Annotated in this window: 17 protein-coding genes; 9 read left to right on the plus strand and 8 right to left on the minus strand. The window is 71.7% G+C overall.

The window, feature by feature from the left end:
* Both RBH18_RS18680 and hflX read right to left on the minus strand, forming a co-directional pair.
* On the minus strand, window positions 1-1306 hold a 1306-nt coding region (locus RBH18_RS18680; protein WP_306209467.1), incomplete at its 3' end, for a hypothetical protein.
* 183 nt (window positions 1307-1489) lie between these two features.
* Window positions 1490-2884, minus strand: a complete 1395-nt coding sequence (gene hflX / locus RBH18_RS18685) for a GTPase HflX (RefSeq protein WP_306209469.1) — start codon at window positions 2882-2884, stop codon at window positions 1490-1492.
* A 172-nt stretch (window positions 2885-3056) separates the two neighbouring features.
* Between hflX and RBH18_RS18690 the strand changes: the two genes are divergently transcribed.
* Entirely contained in the window at window positions 3057-4517 is a 1461-nt protein-coding gene (locus RBH18_RS18690) for an NAD-dependent malic enzyme (RefSeq protein WP_306209471.1), read from the plus strand.
* Window positions 4518-4545: 28 nt separating this feature from the next.
* On the opposite strand, the gene RBH18_RS18695 is transcribed toward RBH18_RS18690, so the two are convergent.
* From RBH18_RS18695 to miaA, 3 genes are read right to left on the minus strand one after another with little or no spacing between them, the layout of a single operon-like run.
* Window positions 4546-5292, minus strand: a complete 747-nt coding sequence (locus tag RBH18_RS18695) for a glycerophosphodiester phosphodiesterase (RefSeq protein ID WP_306209473.1) — start codon at window positions 5290-5292, stop codon at window positions 4546-4548.
* The gene (gene dapF, locus RBH18_RS18700) at window positions 5292-6125 is read right to left on the minus strand and encodes a diaminopimelate epimerase (protein WP_306209475.1); all 834 of its coding nucleotides are present in this window, start codon (window positions 6123-6125) and stop codon (window positions 5292-5294) included. The genes RBH18_RS18695 and dapF overlap by 1 nt, the downstream gene beginning before the upstream one ends.
* An 8-nt stretch (window positions 6126-6133) precedes the next feature.
* Window positions 6134-7066, minus strand: coding sequence for a tRNA (adenosine(37)-N6)-dimethylallyltransferase MiaA (gene miaA, locus RBH18_RS18705; protein WP_306209477.1), 933 nt, complete (start codon window positions 7064-7066; stop codon window positions 6134-6136).
* Window positions 7067-7230: 164 nt separating this feature from the next.
* Between miaA and RBH18_RS18710 the strand changes: the two genes are divergently transcribed.
* The gene (locus RBH18_RS18710) at window positions 7231-8439 is read left to right on the plus strand and encodes a DUF349 domain-containing protein (protein ID WP_306209479.1); all 1209 of its coding nucleotides are present in this window, start codon (window positions 7231-7233) and stop codon (window positions 8437-8439) included.
* Between the two features lie 440 nt (window positions 8440-8879).
* Here the strand turns inward: RBH18_RS18710 and miaB are convergent, their stop codons facing one another.
* Together miaB and RBH18_RS18720 are read right to left on the minus strand one after the other, a co-directional pair.
* Window positions 8880-10367 carry a tRNA (N6-isopentenyl adenosine(37)-C2)-methylthiotransferase MiaB gene (gene miaB, locus RBH18_RS18715; RefSeq protein WP_306209481.1) on the minus strand — a complete coding sequence of 496 codons (1488 nt, stop codon included), beginning with the start codon at window positions 10365-10367 and terminating at the stop codon, window positions 8880-8882.
* Window positions 10368-10388: 21 nt separating this feature from the next.
* Window positions 10389-10859, minus strand: coding sequence for a hypothetical protein (locus RBH18_RS18720; protein ID WP_306209483.1), 471 nt, complete (start codon window positions 10857-10859; stop codon window positions 10389-10391).
* A 140-nt stretch (window positions 10860-10999) separates the two neighbouring features.
* Here RBH18_RS18720 and RBH18_RS18725 point away from each other — a divergent pair, with 140 nt between their 5' ends.
* The 7 genes from RBH18_RS18725 to rny all read left to right on the plus strand — a co-directional run bounded on the left by RBH18_RS18725 (window position 11000) and on the right by rny (window position 18672).
* Entirely contained in the window at window positions 11000-11749 is a 750-nt protein-coding gene (locus RBH18_RS18725) for an amino acid ABC transporter ATP-binding protein (RefSeq protein ID WP_306209485.1), read from the plus strand.
* A 107-nt stretch (window positions 11750-11856) separates the two neighbouring features.
* The gene (locus tag RBH18_RS18730) at window positions 11857-12711 is read left to right on the plus strand and encodes a glutamate ABC transporter substrate-binding protein (RefSeq protein ID WP_306209487.1); all 855 of its coding nucleotides are present in this window, start codon (window positions 11857-11859) and stop codon (window positions 12709-12711) included.
* Between the two features lie 61 nt (window positions 12712-12772).
* Window positions 12773-13447, plus strand: coding sequence for an amino acid ABC transporter permease (locus RBH18_RS18735; protein WP_306209489.1), 675 nt, complete (start codon window positions 12773-12775; stop codon window positions 13445-13447).
* Window positions 13444-14334, plus strand: a complete 891-nt coding sequence (locus tag RBH18_RS18740) for an amino acid ABC transporter permease (RefSeq protein WP_306209491.1) — start codon at window positions 13444-13446, stop codon at window positions 14332-14334. Before RBH18_RS18735 ends, RBH18_RS18740 begins: the two co-directional genes overlap by 4 nt.
* Before the next feature lie 119 nt (window positions 14335-14453).
* Complete coding sequence (locus RBH18_RS18745) at window positions 14454-15149, plus strand: LPXTG cell wall anchor domain-containing protein (RefSeq protein ID WP_306209493.1); 696 nt, start codon at window positions 14454-14456, stop codon at window positions 15147-15149.
* A gap of 135 nt (window positions 15150-15284) precedes the next feature.
* Window positions 15285-16289, plus strand: a complete 1005-nt coding sequence (locus tag RBH18_RS18750; protein WP_306209495.1) for a hypothetical protein — start codon at window positions 15285-15287, stop codon at window positions 16287-16289.
* A 658-nt stretch (window positions 16290-16947) separates the two neighbouring features.
* Complete coding sequence (gene rny / locus RBH18_RS18755) at window positions 16948-18672, plus strand: ribonuclease Y (RefSeq protein ID WP_306209497.1); 1725 nt, start codon at window positions 16948-16950, stop codon at window positions 18670-18672.
* Between the two features lie 546 nt (window positions 18673-19218).
* Here rny and RBH18_RS18760 read toward each other — a convergent pair.
* Window positions 19219-19908 carry a regulatory protein RecX gene (locus tag RBH18_RS18760; RefSeq protein ID WP_306209499.1) on the minus strand — a complete coding sequence of 230 codons (690 nt, stop codon included), beginning with the start codon at window positions 19906-19908 and terminating at the stop codon, window positions 19219-19221.
* Between the last annotated feature and the right edge of the window lie 172 nt (window positions 19909-20080).

The raw sequence follows: 20080 nt of genomic DNA on the forward strand, positions 1-20080 counted from the left end.
GACCGCCGCCGTAGACGCCCTTGCCCTGCTGCTTCGCGCCGTAGACCGGGCCGGAGGCGGCCGCGGCGCCGTACGTGCCGGCGGGCGGGCCGCCCACGGTCAGCAGTTCGGTCGCGGCGTCGGCCGGCTTCGGGCTGCTGGGCAGGTCGTCGTCGGCGTCGTCCTTGAGGGCTGCCGGCGCCTCGGCGGGGTGCTTCTTGCGGTGCCGGACGATGCCGAGGACGCCCGCGCCCACCAGCAGGAGGCCGACGATGCCCACCCCGGCGACGAGCCAGGTGATGTCGGAGAGGGTGAGGTCGGAGTACCAGCTCTTGCCGTCGCCGGCGCCGGTGCCGCCCTTGTCCGCCGCGGCCTTCACGACCTCGGTGGCCGGGGTGTAGCGGAGGATGTAGTTGGCCGGCGGGTCGCTGGTGAAGCTGCCGATGTCGGAGACCGTCACGAAGTTCTTGCCGTCGGGCGTGTAGGAGATCGCCTCGCCGAAGGGCTCGTTGGGGAGCCCGGTCGCCCGCGGCTTCTTCTTGAGCGCGGCGACGACGTCGCCGCCGGTGACGTCCCACTCGTACGCGGCCAGGTAGGACCGGATGACCACCTTGCCGCCGCCGGGGGCGACAGCACCGCCCGTGGCGACGCTCTGGGCGAGCTTGGCGAAGGGGGTGCCGGCGGTGTCCGTGCGCGGAAGCTCGACCGTGCCGACCTTGGCGAGCGGGACGCCCTCCTTGTTGCCGGTCTTGAGGGCCGCGGTGGGCTTGTAGATCTGGGCGGCGCCGGAGACTTCCTTGGTCACGATCAGCGGCTTGCCGTCGCCGTCGAAGAGCAGCGTCTCGGCGTCGTGCTTGTCGCCCTCGGGGTACGCCAGGCGGTGGATCTTCGGCTTCTCGGAGAGGTCGGCCGGCATGCTCCACAGGGCGATCGTGGCGCGCGGCGTGAGCTCGTCGTTGCGGATGGCGTTGTCGCCGATGTCGGCGATCCAGAGCGTCTCGCCGTCCGGGGAGAGGACGAGGTCCTCGGGGTCACCGGGTCCGTCACCGCTGTAGGAGACGGAGTCCTTGATCGCGCACTTGCTGCTGAGCAGGAAGATCTTCTTCTTCTCGTCAGACGTCGAGCTGTCGTTGACGGCGATGTAGCCGTCGTCCGTGGCGACGATCCCGGACAGCTCGTTGAGGAGCGGATCAGTGACCTTGCACACCTTCTTGCCGGCCGCTGCCTTCGCCGTGGACGTCGTGGAGGCGTCCTCGGCGGAGGCGGGCACGGCACCCACGATCACGAGGCCGGAGGCCACGATGATCGGGAACACGAGACGCCGCATCCGATCAGTGTCGCATGCGCTGCCGAGTATCGGTGTTACGCGTGGATCAAGGCTGGCGGAACAGCCCCCACGCAGGCACGGAACGGGTGGAAGCGGCCACTGTGCGAGTCGTTGTCACATAGCGCGCGTGGCAGTGAAACGCACAGTAGCCCTCATATCCACAGTGGAGCCGACGGGGACCGCCTAGATCCGGAAGTTCTCCAGATCGGCCGCCAGTGCCTCGTCGATCCGGACCCGCAGCTCCGACCCCACCTCGGTGTGCCGGGTGTCGAGCACCTGACCACGCCGGTGGATCCGGGCCACCAGGTCGCCGCGGTCGTAGGGCAGGAGCACCCGCAGGTCCACGGCCGGCCGCGGCAGCTTCTCGGCGATCGCGGCGTGCAGCTCGGCGATGCCCTGACCCGAGTGCGCCGACACGAAGACGGCGTCCGGCCAGGTCCGCTTGAGGCGCAGCAGCGTCTCCTCGTCGGCCGCGTCGACCTTGTTGACCACGAGCAGCTCGGGGATGCGATCGGCACCGACCTCGCCGAGCACCTCCCGCACGGCCGACACCTGACCCTCGGGATCGGGGTGCGAGCCGTCGAGCACGTGGACGACCAGGTCCGCGTACGCCACCTCCTCCAGCGTCGACCGGAAGGCCTCGACGATCTGGTGGGGCAGGTGCCGCACGAACCCGACCGTGTCGGAGAGCGTGAACACGCGCCCGTCCTCGGCGGCCGTCCGGCGGGTGGTCGGGTCGAGCGTGGCGAAGAGCGCGTCCTCGACCAGCACGCCGGCCTGGGTCAGCCGGTTGAGCAGGCTCGACTTGCCCGCGTTGGTGTAGCCCGCGATCGCCACGGCGGGGACGCCGTTGGTCTGCCGCCGCGAGCGCTTGGTCTGGCGTACCGTCCGCATGGCCTTGATCTCGCGCCGCAGCTTGGCGATGCGGTGGTTGATCCGGCGCCGGTCGGTCTCCAGCTTGGTCTCACCGGGGCCACGCGTGCCCACGCCGCCCCCGGCACCGCCGCCGGCGCCACCGCCCTGGCGGGACAGCGACTCACCCCAGCCGCGCAGTCGTGGGAGCAGATATTGCAGCTGGGCCAGCTCGACCTGCGCCTTGCCTTCCTTGCTCTTCGCGTGCTGGGCGAAGATGTCGAGGATCAGCGCCGTGCGGTCGACGACCTTGACCTTCGTCTGCTGCTCGAGGTTGCGCAGCTGGGACGGGGACAGCTCGCCGTCGCAGATCACGGTGTCCGCGCCGGTCGAGAGGACCACGTCGCGCAGCTCCTCGACCTTGCCGCGGCCGATGAAGGTGGCGGAGTCGGGACGGGAGCGGCGCTGGATGAGGCCCTCGAGCACCTGGGAGCCGGCGGTCTCCGCCAGCTGGGCGAGCTCGCTGAGCGAGTTCTCCGCCTCGGCCACGCTGCCCTCGGTCCAGACGCCGACCAGCACCACGCGCTCGAGCCGCAGCTGCCTGTACTCGACCTCGGTGATGTCCGTGAGCTCGGTCGAGAGCCCGGCCACGCGCCGCAGCGAGTGCCGTTCCTCGAGCTCCAGCTCACCTGTCGTTACGTCGGGTTCGAAAAGCTCTGTTCGCAAAAGTGACCTCCTCAGCCCGATGGTGGCACGCCGCGGGTCCGGGCGCATCCACATATGCGGGCCGAGCGTTCTCGAATGAGTGCTTGACTCTTTAGTAACCACCGCGATGGATGCCGCATTCCGCAAGGGGCGAGAATCGGGTGACTCACCCGCCAACGACGGAGGGACTCCCGTGGTGACCACCCGCCTGCCCAGCGCAGGATTCTCGATCACGATCCGTATCGCTGTGACCGCCGACGCGTCCGCGATCGGCCGGCTCACCACCTGCGTCGGCGAGGCCGGCGCGATCGTGACGGCCCTCGACGTGGTGGACTCCGACCCCGGCCGCGTGCTCGTCGACCTGACCTGCGACACCGCCGACTCCGGACACGCCGACCAGGTCGTCAAGAGCCTGGAGGAGCAGGACGGCGTCGACGTCCGCAAGGTCTCCGACCGCACGTTCCTGCTGCACCTCGGCGGCAAGATCGAGGTCTCCTCCAAGGTCGCGCTGCGCAACCGCGACGAGCTGTCCCGGGCGTACACGCCCGGTGTGGCCCGGGTCTGCATGGCCATCGCGGAGAACCCGGCCGACGCCCGCCGCCTCACCATCAAGCGCAACACGGTCGCCGTGGTCAGCGACGGCTCGGCCGTCCTCGGCCTGGGCAACATCGGCCCGGCCGCCGCGATGCCGGTCATGGAGGGCAAGGCCGCCCTCTTCAAGCGCTTCGGCGGCGTGGACGCGTGGCCCGTGGTGCTCGACACGCAGGACACCGACGAGATCGTCAACATCGTCCGGGCGATCGCCCCGGCCTACGGCGGCATCAACCTCGAGGACATCGCCGCGCCGCGCTGCTTCGAGATCGAGACCCGGCTGCGCGAGCTGCTGGACATCCCGGTCTTCCACGACGACCAGCACGGTACGGCCATCTGCGTGCTCGCCGCCCTCACCAACGCCCTCCGCGTGGTCGGCAAGAACCTCGCCGACGTCAAGGTCGTCGTCTCCGGGGCGGGGGCGGCCGGCACCGCGATCATGAAGCTGCTGCTGCGCCAGGGCGTGGGCGACATCATCGCGTACGACCGGAAGGGCGCCCTGCACCGCGGCATGGACGACCTCAACGACACCTGGCAGTGGCTGGCCGAGAACACCAACCGCGACAACTACTCGGGCGACCTGCCCGGGGCGATCGTGGGCGCGGACGTGTTCATCGGCGTGAGCGCGCCCAACCTGCTCACCGGCGACGACATCGCGAAGATGGCCGAGAGGTCGATCGTCTTCGCGCTGGCCAACCCCGATCCGGAGGTCGATCCGCGGGAGGCCCGCAAGCACGCCGCGGTCGTCGCCACGGGTCGCTCCGACCAGCCGAACCAGATCAACAACGTGCTGGCGTTCCCCGGCGTCTTCCGCGGCATGCTCGACGTGAGCGCGGAGGAGTTCACCGAGGAGATGGCGCTCGCGGCGGCCATGGCCATCGCGAACGTGGTCGGCGAGGACAAGATCAACCCGACGGTCATCATCCCGAGCGTGTTCGACGCGCGGGTGACCCCGGCGGTGGCCGCGGCGATCCGCGCCACCGTCAAGGGCACCCCGGCGCCGCACAACGAGGCGGCGGCGCCTCCGGCCGAGCTCGCGGAGGCTCCCGCCGAGACCTTCTGACGGGCGTCGTTCGCGACCGGCACGACGGTCACACGGCGGCGTCTCCATCGTCGCTCGTTGCCCACCCGGTCAGCTCGCCGGTGCGGTCGGTGATCAATCCGGCCACACCGGCGGCGACCAGGTCGGGCCAGAGGGTCATGTCGTTGGCCGTCCACGGCATGACCCGCACGCCCTCGGCCCCCAGCGCCGCCACTGTCTCCGGCGAGCCGAGCACCGCGTTCATCGACGGGTTGACGTAACGCACCCCGAGCTCGCGCGCGACCGCGACCTGGTCGGAGTCGAACGGATCGCGCAGGAAGCCGCGGCGCACCTCCGGGGAGGCCTCACCCGCCAGCCGTACGACATTGGGGTCGAAGCTCTGCACCACCGTGCGGTCGAGCAGGCCCGCGTCGCCGACCAGGCCGATGATGTTCTTGACCTCCTCGAGGGTCGCCGGCGGCTTGATCTCCAGCAGCAGCTCGGCGTCGCTGGCCACGAGCGCGTCGAGCACCTCGGTCAGCGTGGGGATCCCGACGCCCGCGTAGGACGGCGAGAACCACGAGCCGGCGTCGAGGGCGTCGACCTCGTCCAGGGTCAGCTCCCACACCTTCCCGGAGCCGTCGGTGGTGCGGTCGACGGTCCGGTCGTGGATGACCACGGGTACGCCGTCCGCCGTCGTCCGCACGTCGAACTCGATGAACGTGGCCCCCGCCAGCACTCCCGCGGTGAGCGCGGGCAGCGTGTTCTCCGGCGCGACGGCGGAGTAGCCGCGGTGCGCCACGCGATGCAACGCCATCAGAGGGCGACCTCCCCCGTGGCCACGAGCACCGCCGGCCCCGCGAGCCACCACCGCCCCTCCGCGTCGGCGGTCACCCAGAGCCGGCCGCCGGGCACGTCGACGGCCACGCGGCCCGTCGGCAGCTCGGCGTTGCGCAGCGCCACCGCGCCGACCGCGAGGGCGCCGGAGCCGCAGGACAGGGTCTCGGCGGAGCCCCGCTCGTAGACCCGCATGTGCACGTGCAGGTCGGCGCCGTCCACGGCGGCACCGGGCGTGGTGAACTCGACGTTCACCCCCTGGGGGAACACGGCGGGGTCGAAACCGGGCGCCACGTGCAGATCCAGGGCGTCGAGGCGCACCCCGTCGTGCAGGGCGGCGACGAGATGCGGGTTGCCGCAGTCGACGGCGATGCCGGGCAGGGTCAGCGGGCCGACGGTCGCGGTGCCGGCCGCGTACACCTCGGGGGTGCGCATGTGCACGGAGATCAGGTCGCCGTCGGGCACCGCGACCACGACGCCGGACCGCGTCGCGATCGGCAGGCCCTCCGTCCCGAAGGACGCCAGCTCGTGGGTCAGCAGGTAGCGCGTGAACACCCGCACACCGTTGCCGCACATCTCGGCGAGCGAACCGTCCGCATTCCAGTAGTCCATGAACCACTCGGCCTCGGCCGCCCAGCCGGCGCCCTCGGGGTGCTTGGCGCTGCGCACGACGCGGAGCACGCCGTCGGCGCCGATCCCGCGGTGCCGGTCGCAGAGCGCGGCGACGAGCCCGGGAGTCAGCTCGAGCGCCCCGTCGGGGTCCGGGAGGATGACGAAGTCGTTGCCGGTGCCATGGCCCTTGGTGAACAACACGCGGTCCATCATTCCCCAGCCGCGCGAACGGCTGCCAACGCCCTGTGGACAACGTCCGGGGACGCCGCATCGAGCCAGGTGACACGCGGGTCGCGGCGGAACCACGAGCGCTGGCGGCGGACGAAGCGCCGCGTTCCCCGTACGGTGTCGTCCTTGGCCTCGGCTTCTGTCATGTTTCCGTCGATCTGCGCGAGCGCCTGCTGATAGCCGAGCGCCCGGCTCGCCGTGCGGCCCTCCCGCAGGCCGGCCCGGTCGAGCGCGCGCACCTCGTCGAGCAGACCCTGCGCCCACATGAGGTCCACGCGCGCCGCGATGCGCGCGTCCAGGTCCGTCGTGTCCCGGTCCACCCCGATCTGTACGGACGGGTAGTACGGGGTCGGCACGGGCAGATGAGCAGTGAACGTGGCGCCCGTCATCTCGATCACCTCGAGCGCGCGCACGATCCGCCGGCCGTTGGACGGCAGGATCTTGCTCGCCGCCTCCGGATCCCGCTCCCGGAGCCTCCGGTAGAGCGGTGCCGGACCGATTTCCGACAGCTCCGCCTCGAGCCGTTCCCGGATGGCGGGATCCGTGCCGGGAAACTCGAATTCCTCCAGCACGGCCCGGACATACAACCCCGAACCCCCCACCAGCAGAGGTACGCGCCCCCGCGCCACGACCGCGTCGACGGCGGCCCGCGCGACCTGCTGGTACTCGGCCACGCTGGCGGCCACGGTCACGTCCCAGATGTCGAGCACGTGGTGCGGGACGCCCTCGCGCTCGCCCGGCGGCAACTTGGCGGTGCCGATGTCCATCCCCCGGTAGAGCTGCATGGAGTCGGCGTTGACGACCTCGCCGCCCAGGGCCTCGGCCAGGGCGAGACTGAGCGCGGTCTTGCCCGCCGCGGTGGGACCGACGACGGCGATCACGCCGGGGGAAGGGAGCAATGGCACGCAAGCCACCGTAACGGGCTGGTCACGGTCATCTTCCGCGGCTTCCCCCTGACCGGGTTGGACCTGTGACAATGCGCGAGAAAGAATGCCGATGGAATGATGGCATTCGACTGCGCCATGGCGGTGCGTACGGGCAGTGGAGCCCGAGACACCGGGAAGACGAGGATGGGCTCATGAACGACTGGACGACCTTCGGGCGCGTGGACGCCGACGGCACCGTCTACGTCAAGACAGCCGAGGGCGACAAGGTCGTCGGCTCCTGGCAGGCGGGCACGCCGGAGGAGGGCCTGGCTCACTTCGCGCGGCGCTTCGCCGACCTGGTCACCGAGGTGGACCTGGTGGAGGCCCGGCTCAAGTCCGGCGCCGCCGACGCGGCGCACTCGCTGAGCAGCGTCAAGCGGCTGCGGACGACCCTCGACGAGGCCCACGTGGTCGGCGACATCGACGGGCTCGCCGCCCGGCTCGACGCGCTGACCCAGCTGGCCGACGCCAAGGCCGACGAGGCCAAGGCCGCCCGCGAGCTGGCCCGCACCGAGGCCCTCGCCCGCAAGACGGCCCTCGTCGAGGAGGCCGAGACGATCGCCGCCGAGGCGACCGGCTGGAAGAGCGCGGGCGACCGCCTCAAGGAGATCCTCGACGAGTGGAAGACGATCCGCGGCGTCGACAAGAAGACCGACGGCGAGCTGTGGAAGCGCTTCGCCGCGGCCCGCGACGGCTTCACCCGGCGCCGGGGCGCGCACTTCGCCACCCTCGACGGCCAGCGCAAGCAGGCGCAGACCGCCAAGGAGGAGCTGGTCAAGGAGGCCGAGGCGCTCTCCGGCTCCAGCGAGTGGGGCCCCACGGCCACCCGGCTCAAGGACCTGATGACCGAGTGGAAGGCGGCGCCCCGCGCGGCCAAGGAGGCCGAGCAGCGCCTCTGGGAGCGGTTCCGGGCCGCCCAGGACGCCTTCTTCACCCGCCGCAGCGAGGTCTTCTCGGCCCGCGACGCGGAGTACAAGGGCAACCTGGAGAAGAAGCAGGCCGTCCTCGCCGAGGTCGAGGCCCTCGACGTCGACGCCGACCCGCGCGGCGCCCAGAACAAGCTCCGCGACCTCCAGGCCGCCTGGCACGACGCCGGCCGCGTCCCCCGCGAGTCGGCCGCCTCCCTGGACCGCCGCTGGCGGGCCGCCGAGGAGCGCATCCGCGTCGCCATGGACTCCGCGTGGCGCAAGACCGCGCCGGAGGACAACCCGCTCCTGCGCCAGATGCGCGACCAGGTCGCCGAGGCGGAGGAGAAGCTGGCCCGCGCCCAGGCCGCCGGCGACAAGCGGCGGATCAAGGAGGCCGAGCAGGCGCTCGCCTCCAAGAAGCAGTTCCTGGCGTTGGCGGAGCAGGCGCACTGAGCGCTCGCACCGTTCGCTGAGCCGACGACGAAGCCCCGGGCCGGTGCCCGGGGCTTCGTCGCGCTTGGCCGTGCCGTCCAGCGGAGCCGGCCTCCCGGCGCGTGGCCGCCGGGCTGATCGCCGCCGAGATCGTGCTGAGCGTCCCGTGCCGCCGCCGCACGCTCAACGCCCGCTGAGAGCCCAGCGCCGGCCGACCGCGGGCCCACCCGCGAGCCCGGCGCCGAAGAGCCAGCGGGTGCAGCAGCACCGGCAAGTGCCGCAGCGCTCCCGAAGTGCGCTGCGCCCCGAAATGCGCCGTGCCCCCGAAATGCGCGCGTCCGCGGAGTGCGGCGTGCCCCCGGAATGCGCGCGTCCGCGGAGTGCGCCGCGCCCCCGAAGCGCGCAGCGCCCGCAAGTGCCGCAGCGCCCCGAAGCGCGCAGCGCCCGCGAGGGCCGTGGCGTCAGCTGATGCTGCAGCCGTCGACCACCGGCAGGGGGGCCGGGACGCCGATTGTCGGGAGGCCCAGGGAGACGCCGGGGAGCTTCGGGGTGTGGCCGGCCTCCCACGCGTCGCCCGCTCGGGTGCGGCGGTGGGACAGCGGGGCGCCGTCGGCGTTGAGGTGGTGCGGGGCGGCGTACGTGATGACGGTCTCGACGATGTCGCCGGGGCGCGGGGTGGTGTCGCCGACGGCGAAGTGGACCAGGCGGCCGTCGCGGGCGCGGCCGCTCATCCGGCCCGTACGCTCGTCCTTGCGGCCCTCGCCCACCGCGACCAGGACCTCGGTCGTGGCGCCGACCAGGCGCTTGTTCTCCGCCCAGGTGATCTCCTCGAGGAGGGCGATCAGCCGCTCGTAGCGCTCCTGGACGACCTGCTTCGGCAGCTGCTCCGCCATGGTCGCGGCGGGGGTGCCGGGGCGCTTGGAGTACTGGAAGGTGAAGGCGCTCGAGAAGCGGGCGCGCCGCACGACCTCCAGGGTCTGCTGGAAGTCCTCCTCGGTCTCGCCGGGGAAGCCGACGATGATGTCCGTGGTGATCGCGGCGTCGGGCATGGCGGCGCGGACCTTGTCGATGATGCCGAGGTACTTCTCCGAGCGGTAGCTGCGGCGCATGGCCTTGAGCACGCGGTCGGAGCCGGACTGCAGCGGCATGTGCAGCGAGTGGCAGACGTTGGGCGTCTCGGCCATGGCGGCGATCACGTCGTCGGTGAAGTCCTTGGGGTGCGGGCTGGTGAAGCGGACCCGCTCCAGGCCCTCGATCGTGCCGGTGGCGCGCAGCAGCTTGCCGAAGGCGAGCCGGTCGCCGAACTCGACGCCGTACGAGTTGACGTTCTGCCCGAGCAGGGTGACCTCGAGCACGCCCTGCGCGGCGAGCGCCTCCACCTCGGCGAGGATCTCGCCCGGGCGGCGGTCCTTCTCCTTGCCGCGCAGCGACGGCACGATGCAGAAGGTGCAGGTGTTGTTGCAGCCCACGGAGATCGAGACCCACCCGGCGTACGTGGACTCGCGCTTGGTGGGCAGCGTCGACGGGAACACCTCGAGGCTCTCGAGGATCTCGACCTCGGCCTCCTGGTTGTGCCGGGCCCGCTCGAGCAGCGCCGGCAACGACCCGATGTTGTGCGTGCCGAAGACCACGTCGACCCACGGCGCCTTCTTGACGATGTCGCCGCGGTCCTTCTGCGCCAGGCAGCCGCCCACGGCGATCTGCATGCCGGGGTTCTTGAGCTTGGTGGGGCGCAAGTGGCCGAGATTGCCGTACAGCCGGTTGTCGGCGTTCTCCCGGACCGCGCACGTGTTGAAGACCACGACGTCGGCGGCGTCGGCGTCGGCGGCACGGACGTAGCCCGCGTCCTCCATCAGGCCGGAGATGCGCTCGCTGTCGTGCACGTTCATCTGGCAGCCGTAGGTGCGCACGTCGTAGGTGCGGGCGGCCGCGGGGGCAAAGTCAGTCATGGCAATTCAAAAGCGTAGACCCTAGGCGGCCGCAGGTCGCTCCGGCTTCCAGCTGGATCGTGAGCACCCGGGGCCGAGGGCGCACGCCGGGTCGCTGCCTGTGCACGGGCGGGCATGGCGTCGCTCCGTACCGTCGTCGGTCTCGATCTCGTCGACATGCACCGCGCTGAGCGTGCCGTCCGCGGCGGCCCGGACGTACCGGGTGGGGTTGAGGGTGTCGTCCGCGAACAGGACGTCGGTGCCGAGACGAACGGCGACGGCGCTCGCGACGGCACTCTCGGGCAGATCGGAGGGGGCGAGGAAACACTCCAGCGCCGTCGGGAAGTCGCCTCCGGTGTGCCATACGTCGCAGAGCACGGCGTCGTCGACCATGGCGCCCAGGGTCGCCACGGGCCGGCGCAGCACCTCGGCGACGGCAGCGCACACGGTCGTCACCTCCAGCTCCGCGGCGAGACACCAACTCCACAGGCCGTCGGCGGGCTCAGCGTCCATACCGCTCATCGTGGACATCCCTTCCGGTCCGCACTTGCGGTGTTACCCCTCCGTGACCATTCTCGGGGCGTTCCGATACTTGTGGCCCCCTAGAGTGGCCCCATCCGAGTGAACGGCACAGACGGGACGGTGGTCAGACGGTGACGACGACGAGCGAGCCACTCATCGTCCTCGAAGGCGTCAACAAGCATTTCGGCCCGTTGCACGTCCTGCAGGACGTCGACCTGTCCGTGGCGCGTGGCGAAGTGGTTGTCGTGATCGGACCGTCGGGTTCCGGCAAGTCGACGCTGTGCCGCGCGATCAACCGCCTCGAGCCGATCGACTCCGGCACCATCACCTTCGACGGGCGGGCGCTGCCGGCCGAGGGCAAGGCCCTCGCGCGGCTGCGCAGCGAGGTCGGCATGGTGTTCCAGTCGTTCAACCTCTTCGCGCACAAGACCATCCTGCAGAACGTCATGCTGGGCCCGGTCAAGGTGCGCAAGGAGAAGCCGGCGGCGGTCCGCGACCGCGCGATGGGCCTGCTCGAGCGGGTCGGCATCGCCAGCCAGGCGGAGAAGTACCCGGCGCAGCTCTCCGGCGGCCAGCAGCAGCGCGTCGCCATCGCCCGTGCGCTGGCCATGCAGCCCAAGGCCCTGCTCTTCGACGAGCCGACCAGCGCCCTGGACCCCGAGATGGTCGGGGAGGTCCTCGACGTCATGACGTCGCTGGCCCGCGAGGGCATGACCATGGTCGTCGTCACGCACGAGATGGGCTTCGCCCGGCACGCCGCCAACCGCGTGGTCTTCATGGCCGACGGGCAGCTGGTCGAGCAGGCCGAGCCCGAGGAGTTCTTCGCCAACCCCAAGAGCGAGCGGGCCAAGGACTTCCTGTCGAAGATCCTCACGCACTGAGCGGTATCCAGGCGCGTACCGGCCGCATCTCTCCCGCGAGAACGCGGGAGTCCACAGACGATTTTCCGTTGATTGTTGTTTTTCGCAGCACCAGGAGGAGCAGGACGATGCGCATCACTCGAATGGCGGCGATCGCCGGGGCGTTCGCCCTGGCCCTGTCCGCGGCGGCCTGTGGCGGCGGGGACGACAGCGGCTCGGGCTCGGCCAGCGGCATCGTCGGCAAGGCGAGCAGCGACAAGAAGCTCGTCTTCGGCGTCAAGAACGACCAGCCCGGCCTCGGCCTGCAGACCGGCACGGCCTACACCGGCTTCGACATCGAGATCGCGAAGATCATCGCCAAGGGCCTCGGCGTGCCGGAGTCCGGCATCGAGTACAAGACGACGGTCTCCGCCAACCGCGAGCCCTTCATCCAGCAGGGCCAGGTCGACGTGGTCGTCGCGACCTACACGATCAACGACGAGCGCAAGAAGGTCGTCAACTTCGGCGGCCCCTACTACGTCGCCGGCCAGGACCTGCTGGTCCCGACCGCGTCGACGATCACCGGCCCCGAGGCGCTGGCCGGCAAGAAGGTCTGCTCGGTCTCCGGCTCCACGCCGGCCAAGCGGATCCAGACGGACTACAAGGACGCGCAGCTCCAGCAGTTCGACTCCTACTCCAAGTGCGTCCAGGCGCTGGCCGACGGCAAGGTCGACGCGGTCACCACCGACGACATCATCCTCGCCGGGTACGCCGCCCAGGACCAGTACGCGGGCAAGTTCAAGGTGGTCGGCAAGAAGTTCAGCGACGAGCCCTACGGCATCGGCGTCAAGAAGGACGACACCGAGGGCTGCAACAAGATCAACGAGATCCTGAAGACGGCCGCGACCGACGGCTCGTACAAGGCGGCCTGGGACGCCACGCTGGGCAAGAGCGGCACGGCGGCGCCCGAGCTCGACGTGACCAAGCTGACCAACTGCAGCTGACCGAGTTCTCTGGGCGGGGCCGGCATCGCGCCGGCCCCGCCCTCCTCATGAGAGAAGCGCGATGGACGTCTTCACCGATCCGGACAACATAGAGACCTACACGACCGGGTTCCTCTGGATCCTGAAGCTGACCGTGGCGGCAGCCGTCGGCTCGGGAGTACTCGGTGTGCTGCTCGCGGGGATGCGCGTGTCGCCCGTACCCGTGCTGCGGGCCTTCGGCACGGGCTGGGTCAACATCTTCCGGAACACGCCGCTGACGCTGATCATCTTCTTCTGCTACTTCGGCCTCTACTCCGCGCTGGGGCTGGAGCTGGCCGACGACATCGACCTGAACAACTTCTGGCTCGGCGTCGTGGGCCTGTCGGTCTACACCGCCGCGTTCGTCTGCGAGGCCATCCGCTCCGGCATCAACACCGTCCCGGTGGGCCAGGCCGAGGCCGCCCGCGCGATCGGCATGTCGTTCCTGCAGACCCTGCGCCTGATCGTGCTTCCCCAGGCCGGCCGGGCGGTCATCGCCCCGCTGGGCAGCATCCTCATCGCCCTGTGCAAGAACTCCACGATCGTCGGCACGATCGGCCTCATGGAGTCCTCGTCGGCCATGAAGGAGCTGATCAACGCCAACGGTGACGCGGTCATCCCGATCTTCCTCGTCTTCGCCGGCACCTTCGCCGTCGTCCTGATCCCCACCGGCTACTTCTTCGGGTGGCTGTCGAACCGACTGGCGGTGAAGCGGTGAGCAGCACGGACAGCGTCCTCTACGACCACCCGGGGCCCCGGGCCAAGGCGCGGAACCTCGCACTGACCGTCGTCTTCGGCATCGGGCTGGTGCTGCTGCTGTGGTGGATCTACCGGCAGTTCGACAAGAACGGCATCTGGGACGGCCCGTTGTGGGAGCCGTTCACGGCGGGCGAGACCTGGACGGCGTACATCCTGCCGGGCCTGTGGAGCACGGTGCAGGCGGCCGCCGTCGCGATGGTGCTGTCGCTGGTCTTCGGCGTGGTCTTCGCCGTGGGCCGGCTCTCGGACCACTGGTGGCTGAGCGGCCCGTCGGGCGTCGTGGTCGAGTTCTTCCGGGCTGTGCCGCTGCTGCTGATGATCTTCTTCATCTTCTTCGGCATCCCGTTCCTCACCGAGCAGCCCATGCCGCCGTTCTGGGCGGTCGTGATCGGGCTCACGCTCTACAACGGATCGGTGCTGGCCGAGGCCTTCCGCGCCGGGATCAAGGCGGTGCCGCGGGGCCAGAGCGAGGCCGCGTACGCGATCGGCATGCGCAAGAACCTGGTCATGCGCGAAATCCTCGTGCCCCAGGCCGCGCGCGCCATGCTGCCGGTGATCGTGAGCCAGCTCGTCGTGCTGGTGAAGGACACCGCACTCGGCTACATCATCGGCTACACCGAGCTGATCCAGAACGGCGTCAACACCGTCGGCGCGAACTTCGGCAACGTGGTCCCGGCGGCGATCGTCGCGGCGATCATCTACATCCTGCTCAACGCGTCGCTGACGTTCTTCGCCGGCTTCCTGGAGCGCCGCACCCGCCGGACCGGCCGGGCGCCGCGCATCAAGGCTTCCCCGGGTACGCCCACCCCGGTCGGCGCGGGTGCCGTGGTGGAGCCGCAGGGCTGAGCGTTCGTCCGTTTTGTCCAGGCGGGACAGATCATCGCCACTGACTGCAGGTAGCGTCCTCCGCCTACACGGGGAGAATCATGCGAATCAGTCACCTTGCCCGCCGGCGCAGTATGCGCATGGCGGTGCGTCTCGGAGTCGTCGCCGGAGCCGTGGGCGTGGCCGCGCTGACAGGTGGCGCGGCTGCCTCGGCCGCGCTGCCGTCGCCGGCCCTCGGGGCAGCGTTGCCGGCGCCGGCCCTCGGGGCCGGGGTTCAGGCCGCCGCCGATCCGGACGCGACCGGTGCGGACGACGGGGACGAGCCGGGCGGTCCGTCCGTCCCGGTTCCGGAGCCGACCACGGAAGAGCCGGCGCCCGATCCCACGACCGACGAGCCGGAGCCGCCGACCGACGAGCCGGAGCCGCCGGTGGAGGAGGAGCCGGAGCCGCCGGCGGAGGAGCCGGAGCCCGCTCCGGACCCGCACCCCACCACCGAGGACCCGGGCCCGGGCGCGCCGGGCAGGCCGGGCGAGCTGCCCGGCGGCGGGGGCGGCAAGCCGGTCGTCCCGCTAGATCCGGCGGATGAGCCCGCCGATACCGCTGATCCCGGTACCGGCACCGGCGCGAACGACGACCCCGGCACGGGCACGGGCGGCGGCGCCGGATCGGCCGTCAGCAGCTCCTTGACCCACGGCAGTGGCGGCGGGGTCGCCGCGGCCGGCGGGCCGAGCCTGCCGATCACCGGCACCAATGTGATCGCCATCGCCGGTGTCGGCGCCGCGATCGTGGCCGGGGGCGTGGGGCTGATCCTCGTCTCCCGGCGGCGCCCCTCCTGATCCACGACGGACGGCGGGCCCGGGGTCCCGGGGCCGCCGTCCGCTCATCGTCACCGCGCGCGGCCGGCTGGTAGCGTGCAAGGTCGTGGCCCGTGCTCGAGGCCACGAGCACACTGTTCGGAGGGGATGGGTCCGGTGAGCGATACGGACCACGACGGCGGCCCGGCCTACGGCCCGTTCCACACGCCTCCCACCAGCGGCGTGCCGCATCCCACCTCGGGCGGCGCCCACCCCACTTCCGGCGGAGCGCATCCCACTTCCGGCGGAGCGCATCCCACTTCCGGCGGAGCGCATCCCACCTCCGGCGGGGCCTATCCACCCTCCGGTGGAGCCCATCCCACCTCGGGCGGGGCCCATTCCACCTCGGGCGGGGCCCATCCCACCTCGGGCGGGGCCTATCCTGCCTCGGGCGGCGGCCTGGACGAGTACGGTCTTCCGCCCGGCGACGCGTTCGGTCTTGGCGCCGGCTACAGCGGCCCGCGCATCGAGCCGACGCCCAAGCAGCCGCGCGGCCGGTTCCTCGTCCCGGCCCTCGCGGGCCTGGCTGCGGGCCTGCTTCTGTTCGGCACGGGCGGATGGTTCCTCGGCCGCGCCACGGCACCCGAGGCGCCCCCGGCCGCGGCCGCGCCCACCCCGTCGGCCGGCGCCTCGGCGGGCGTCTACGAGCGGAACCAGATCGCGATCAACGGGCCGAAGTTCACCGCCCGCCTGACCCCGATGGCGCAGGGCTGGCTGCCGCACCTCTCCGGCTGCGCCCGCGACGGCGAGCAGGGCGGCCCGACCCTCAACCGGGGCGAGAAGGCTCGTGTCCGCTGCGAGATGGACGCCATGAGTGTGATCTTCGTCGAGTATGCGACCGCGGCCGAGCGCGATGCCGCCCGGGACACCACGCTCAAGCAGAACATCGACGCGCGCACCCTCACCCCCGGCGCCGGCGGGGCCCAGCAGAAGTCGACCCCGTCCGGGCGCATGAGCGGCAACTACGTGGAGTACGCCTATCAGGTGTCCGGACGCACGGTGGCGGGCATCTGGTGGGACGACGCCGGCAGTCCCGTGGCCGCGTACCTGCTGGCGTACTGGAAGGAAGGCGTCGGCCAGAAGTGGGACCCCGTCCGCGACGTGTGGGCCCGCTACGCCTGAATTGCCCCCTGCCGTCCTGAGCTGGGCGTGAGCGGGTCTGTGCCGAACGTCCCATCGCTGGGCGAATCATGAGTCCTTGACCGAAGCGGCTCTCGCGACCTAGCCTCGCGTTACCAAGGTTTGTTCGACCATTGCAGGCTAAGCGCACAACATAGATCGCATTACTTTTCGGCATCACTTCCGGTTTCGGACAGTGAGCCCGGCGACACCATCGCCGTCAGCTCGCCGCCCCGGCTCCCGCCCTGGCCCTCCCGCAGAAAGGACCGCCTCCGCCGCTTCGCCCCGGCCGGGTGAAGCGACGTCGCCGTTCCGACCTGGCCACCCCGGTCCCCCCGTCCGGCCGGCCGGTCGCGGCTCGCCGCTCCTCGGGCGGGCCGATCGAGCAGCCGTGTCCCCCTACCCGGCCGTCCGCCGACCGCGCGGGCGTCCGGCTCAGCAGCACCCGCGGTCCGCCGCCGACGACGATGTCATGGCCGCCACCCCCAGGGGCGGCTCGCACACCCGTTGCCGGCGCTGGATCGTACCCGCGGTCAGCCGCCTTTGGTCGGGCATCCCTACCCCGCGCACCGCGCGCCCACTTCGCCGTGGGCTCACGCGGCGCGGGACAACGAACCGGCCCCGCATCCCCATGCGGCGCGGCGAAGGGAGAAACGGCGAGATGTCGCCCCTCGACTGGGTGCTCGTACTGGCGATCGTCGTTCTCGCCGCCTTCGTGGCGGCAGGCATCTTCCTCGGTCAACGGGCCCTGCGCCAGCTCCAGGAGTCACGGTCGGCCGACGAGCGCAGCCGCGAGCAGACGCTGCACGCCGCGAAGGCCAAGGTCGACGACGCCAACGCCAAGGCCGCCTCCGTACGGGCGGAGGCCGCCGCCGCCAAGGCCGAGGCGTCCGCCGCCCGGGCCGAGGCCAAGCGGGTCCTCGAATCGGCGCACGAGGAGGCCGACACGATCCTCGAGCACGCCCACCGGCAGGCCGAAGCCGACGCCGAGCAGGTCCGCGCGGCCGCCCGGCGCAGCGGCGAGCGCGAGGTCTCCCTGCTCAACGCCACCGCCAAGGAGCAGGCCGCCGAGGTCGAGCGCCGCGCCGCCCGCATCGACGAGCGGGAACGCCTGCACGCCGAGGAGGTCGAGCGCCTCGTCGAACGCGAACGCCGGCTGGCCGCCCTCGACGCCGACCTGACCAAGCGCGAGGCCGCCCTCACCCGGCGCGAGGCCGAGCTGGCCGAGGCCGCCGAGCAGCGCCGCCTCGAGCTGGAGCGGGTCGCGAGCCTGAGCGCCGAGCAGGCCCGCACCGAGCTGGTCGAGAGCATCGAGTCCCAGGCCAAGCGCGAGGCCGCGATCCTCGTCCGCGACATCGAGAGCGAGGCGAAGAGCACCGCCGACACCCGCGCCCGGCACATCGTCGTCGACGCCATCCAGCGCATCGCCAGCGAGCAGACCGCGGAGAGCGTGGTCAGCGTCCTGCACCTGCCCAGCGACGAGATGAAGGGCCGCATCATCGGCCGCGAGGGCCGCAACATCCGGGCGTTCGAGTCGGTGACCGGCGTCAACCTGATCATCGACGACACCCCCGAGGCGGTGCTGCTCTCCTGCTTCGACCCGGTGCGCCGCGAGGTCGGCAGGCTCACCCTCGAGAAGCTCGTCCTCGACGGCCGCATCCACCCGCACCGCATCGAAGAGGTCTACGAGGCCGCCAAGAACGAGGTCGACGTCCTCTGCGAGCGCGCCGCCGAGGAGGCCCTCGTCGACGTCGGCATCACCGACCTGCACCCCCAGCTGGTCACGCTGCTGGGTCGCCTGCGCTACCGCACCAGCTACGGCCAGAACGTCCTCAAGCACCTCGTCGAGACCGCCCACATCGCCGGCATCATGGCCGCCGAGCTGGGCCTCGACGTCCCCACCATGAAGCGGTCCGCGTTCCTGCACGACATCGGCAAGGCGCTCACCCACGAAGTGGAGGGCAGCCACGCGCTGATCGGCGCGGACCTCGCCCGCAAGTACGGCGAGTCCGAGGACGTCGTCCACGCCATCGAGGCCCACCACAACGAGGTGCCGCCGCAGACGATCGAGGCCGTCCTGACCCAGGCTGCCGATGCCTGCTCCGGCGGGCGGCCGGGGGCGCGGCGGGAGAGCCTGGAGGCGTACGTCAAGCGTCTCGAGCGCATCGAGGAGATCGCCGGCACCAAGCCGGGCGTCGACAAGGTCTTCGCCATGCAGGCCGGCCGCGAGATCCGGGTCATGGTCCGCCCCGACGACGTCGACGACATCGGCGCCGCCGTCCTGGCCCGCGACGTGGCGAAGCAGATCGAGGAGGAACTCACCTACCCCGGCCAGATCCGCGTCACCGTCGTCCGCGAATCCCGCGTCACGGAAATGGCCCGCTGACCGCCCGCCCTCCGCACCCCGACCCAGCCGCCGCAGAGCCCATCAGCCCCCACCACGCCGGGCCGAAACAGCCGGCCCCACCGCTCGGGCCATAGCTGCCGGACCCACCACCGGGCGAAGGCAGCCCGGGCCAACGCTCGCAGGCGAAGGCAGCCCGGTCCACCGATGCCGGGCGGAGGTAGTCGTGCGCCCCACGCCGGACGAACGTGACCGGCCCCCGGCGGGGCGAGAATGACCTGCCGCCGGGGCTGGACGAGAGTGACCGGCCTCGCCGCGCCGGACGGAAGCGGCCGGGGTGACGACCGGCCGCCGCGGCGCGCTTACGTCGAAGTGCCGTGCCGGGCACAGGCCATGAGCGACTCCGCCGGCCCGCTGGACCGGAGACACGCCGCAGGCAAGTCGGCGTTCCGCGGAGCAGGGCCGACAAGTCAGGTGGTCTGCAGCGCAAGTCGGCGGATTGCGGCGCGGGGTGGAACGGGGTCGGGTCAGCCGGTCCGCGGCGCGGGGTGGACCAGTCAGCCGGTCTGCGGCGCGGGGTGGGACGGGTCAGTCGGTTTGCTGGTCGGTGAGGGCGTCGGCGTCGATCTGGTCGGCGAACTCGGCGGCTTCCTCGTCGCGGGCGGCGAGGGCCTCCTTGACCGCGCGGAAGGCCGTGCCCGCCGGGTAGCCCTTGCGCGCCAGCATGCCGACGAGCCGGCGGAAGATCTGGTCGGGCGTGCCGGTGGCGGTGCGCAGCTTCCGGTCGACGAGGGCCCGGGCGGCGGCCGCCTCGGCGTCGTCGTCCACGGACTCCAGCGCCTCGGTCGCCACCTCGGCGTCGACTCCGCGCTGGCGCAGCTCGTTGGCGAGGGCGCGCCGGGCCAGCCCCCGCCCGTGATGCCGGCTCGACACCCATGCCCGGGCGAACGCGGCGTCGTCGATGATGCCGACCTCGTCGTAGCGGTCGAGTACCTCGGCGATCACCTCGTCGGAGATCTCCTTCTTGGCGAGCGCCTTGGCCAGCTCCGCCCGCGTCCGGGGCCGCACGGACAGCTGTCGCAGACAGATCTCCCGGGCGATCTCCGACTCGGGCCGGTTGTCGGGCTCCTTCTCGCGCTGTTCCCCTCGCCCCCGGCGACCGGAAGAACGCCCGCCCGCCGACCGCGACCCGGCCTCGCTCCCCGGCTCCCGCGACCCGGCGTCGCTCCCCTCCGCCCGGGCAAGCGCGCCGGTCTCGGAGAGGGAGAACGCGTCCACCTCCCGCCGCGAGGACGCGCCCGCTCCCCGCCGGGAAGAGGCACCCGTTCCTCGCCGGGAGGACGCACCTGCGCCTCGCCCGGGGGATGCGCCCGCCCCTCGTCGGTCAAAGGCCTCACCCAGCTCGAGCCGGTCGAGCACGGGGTCGACTGTCAGCCGATAGGGCCTGGTC

Source organism: Actinoplanes oryzae (assembly GCF_030757795.1).
Taxonomy (GTDB): domain Bacteria; phylum Actinomycetota; class Actinomycetes; order Mycobacteriales; family Micromonosporaceae; genus Actinoplanes.

Bases quoted from the DNA above. Each gene is read 5' to 3' on its own strand.
- RBH18_RS18695 (WP_306209473.1), bottom strand. From the start codon at position 5,292: ATGGCGTTGCATCGCGTGGCGCACCGCGGCTACTCCGCCGTCGCGCCG.
- RBH18_RS18710 (WP_306209479.1), top strand. From the start codon at position 7,231: ATGAACGACTGGACGACCTTCGGGCGCGTGGACGCCGACGGCACCGTC.
- miaB (WP_306209481.1), bottom strand. From the start codon at position 10,367: ATGACTGACTTTGCCCCCGCGGCCGCCCGCACCTACGACGTGCGCACC.
- RBH18_RS18720 (WP_306209483.1), bottom strand. From the start codon at position 10,859: ATGGACGCTGAGCCCGCCGACGGCCTGTGGAGTTGGTGTCTCGCCGCG.
- RBH18_RS18730 (WP_306209487.1), top strand. From the start codon at position 11,857: ATGCGCATCACTCGAATGGCGGCGATCGCCGGGGCGTTCGCCCTGGCC.
- RBH18_RS18735 (WP_306209489.1), top strand. From the start codon at position 12,773: ATGGACGTCTTCACCGATCCGGACAACATAGAGACCTACACGACCGGG.
- RBH18_RS18745 (WP_306209493.1), top strand. From the start codon at position 14,454: ATGGCGGTGCGTCTCGGAGTCGTCGCCGGAGCCGTGGGCGTGGCCGCG.
- rny (WP_306209497.1), top strand. From the start codon at position 16,948: ATGTCGCCCCTCGACTGGGTGCTCGTACTGGCGATCGTCGTTCTCGCC.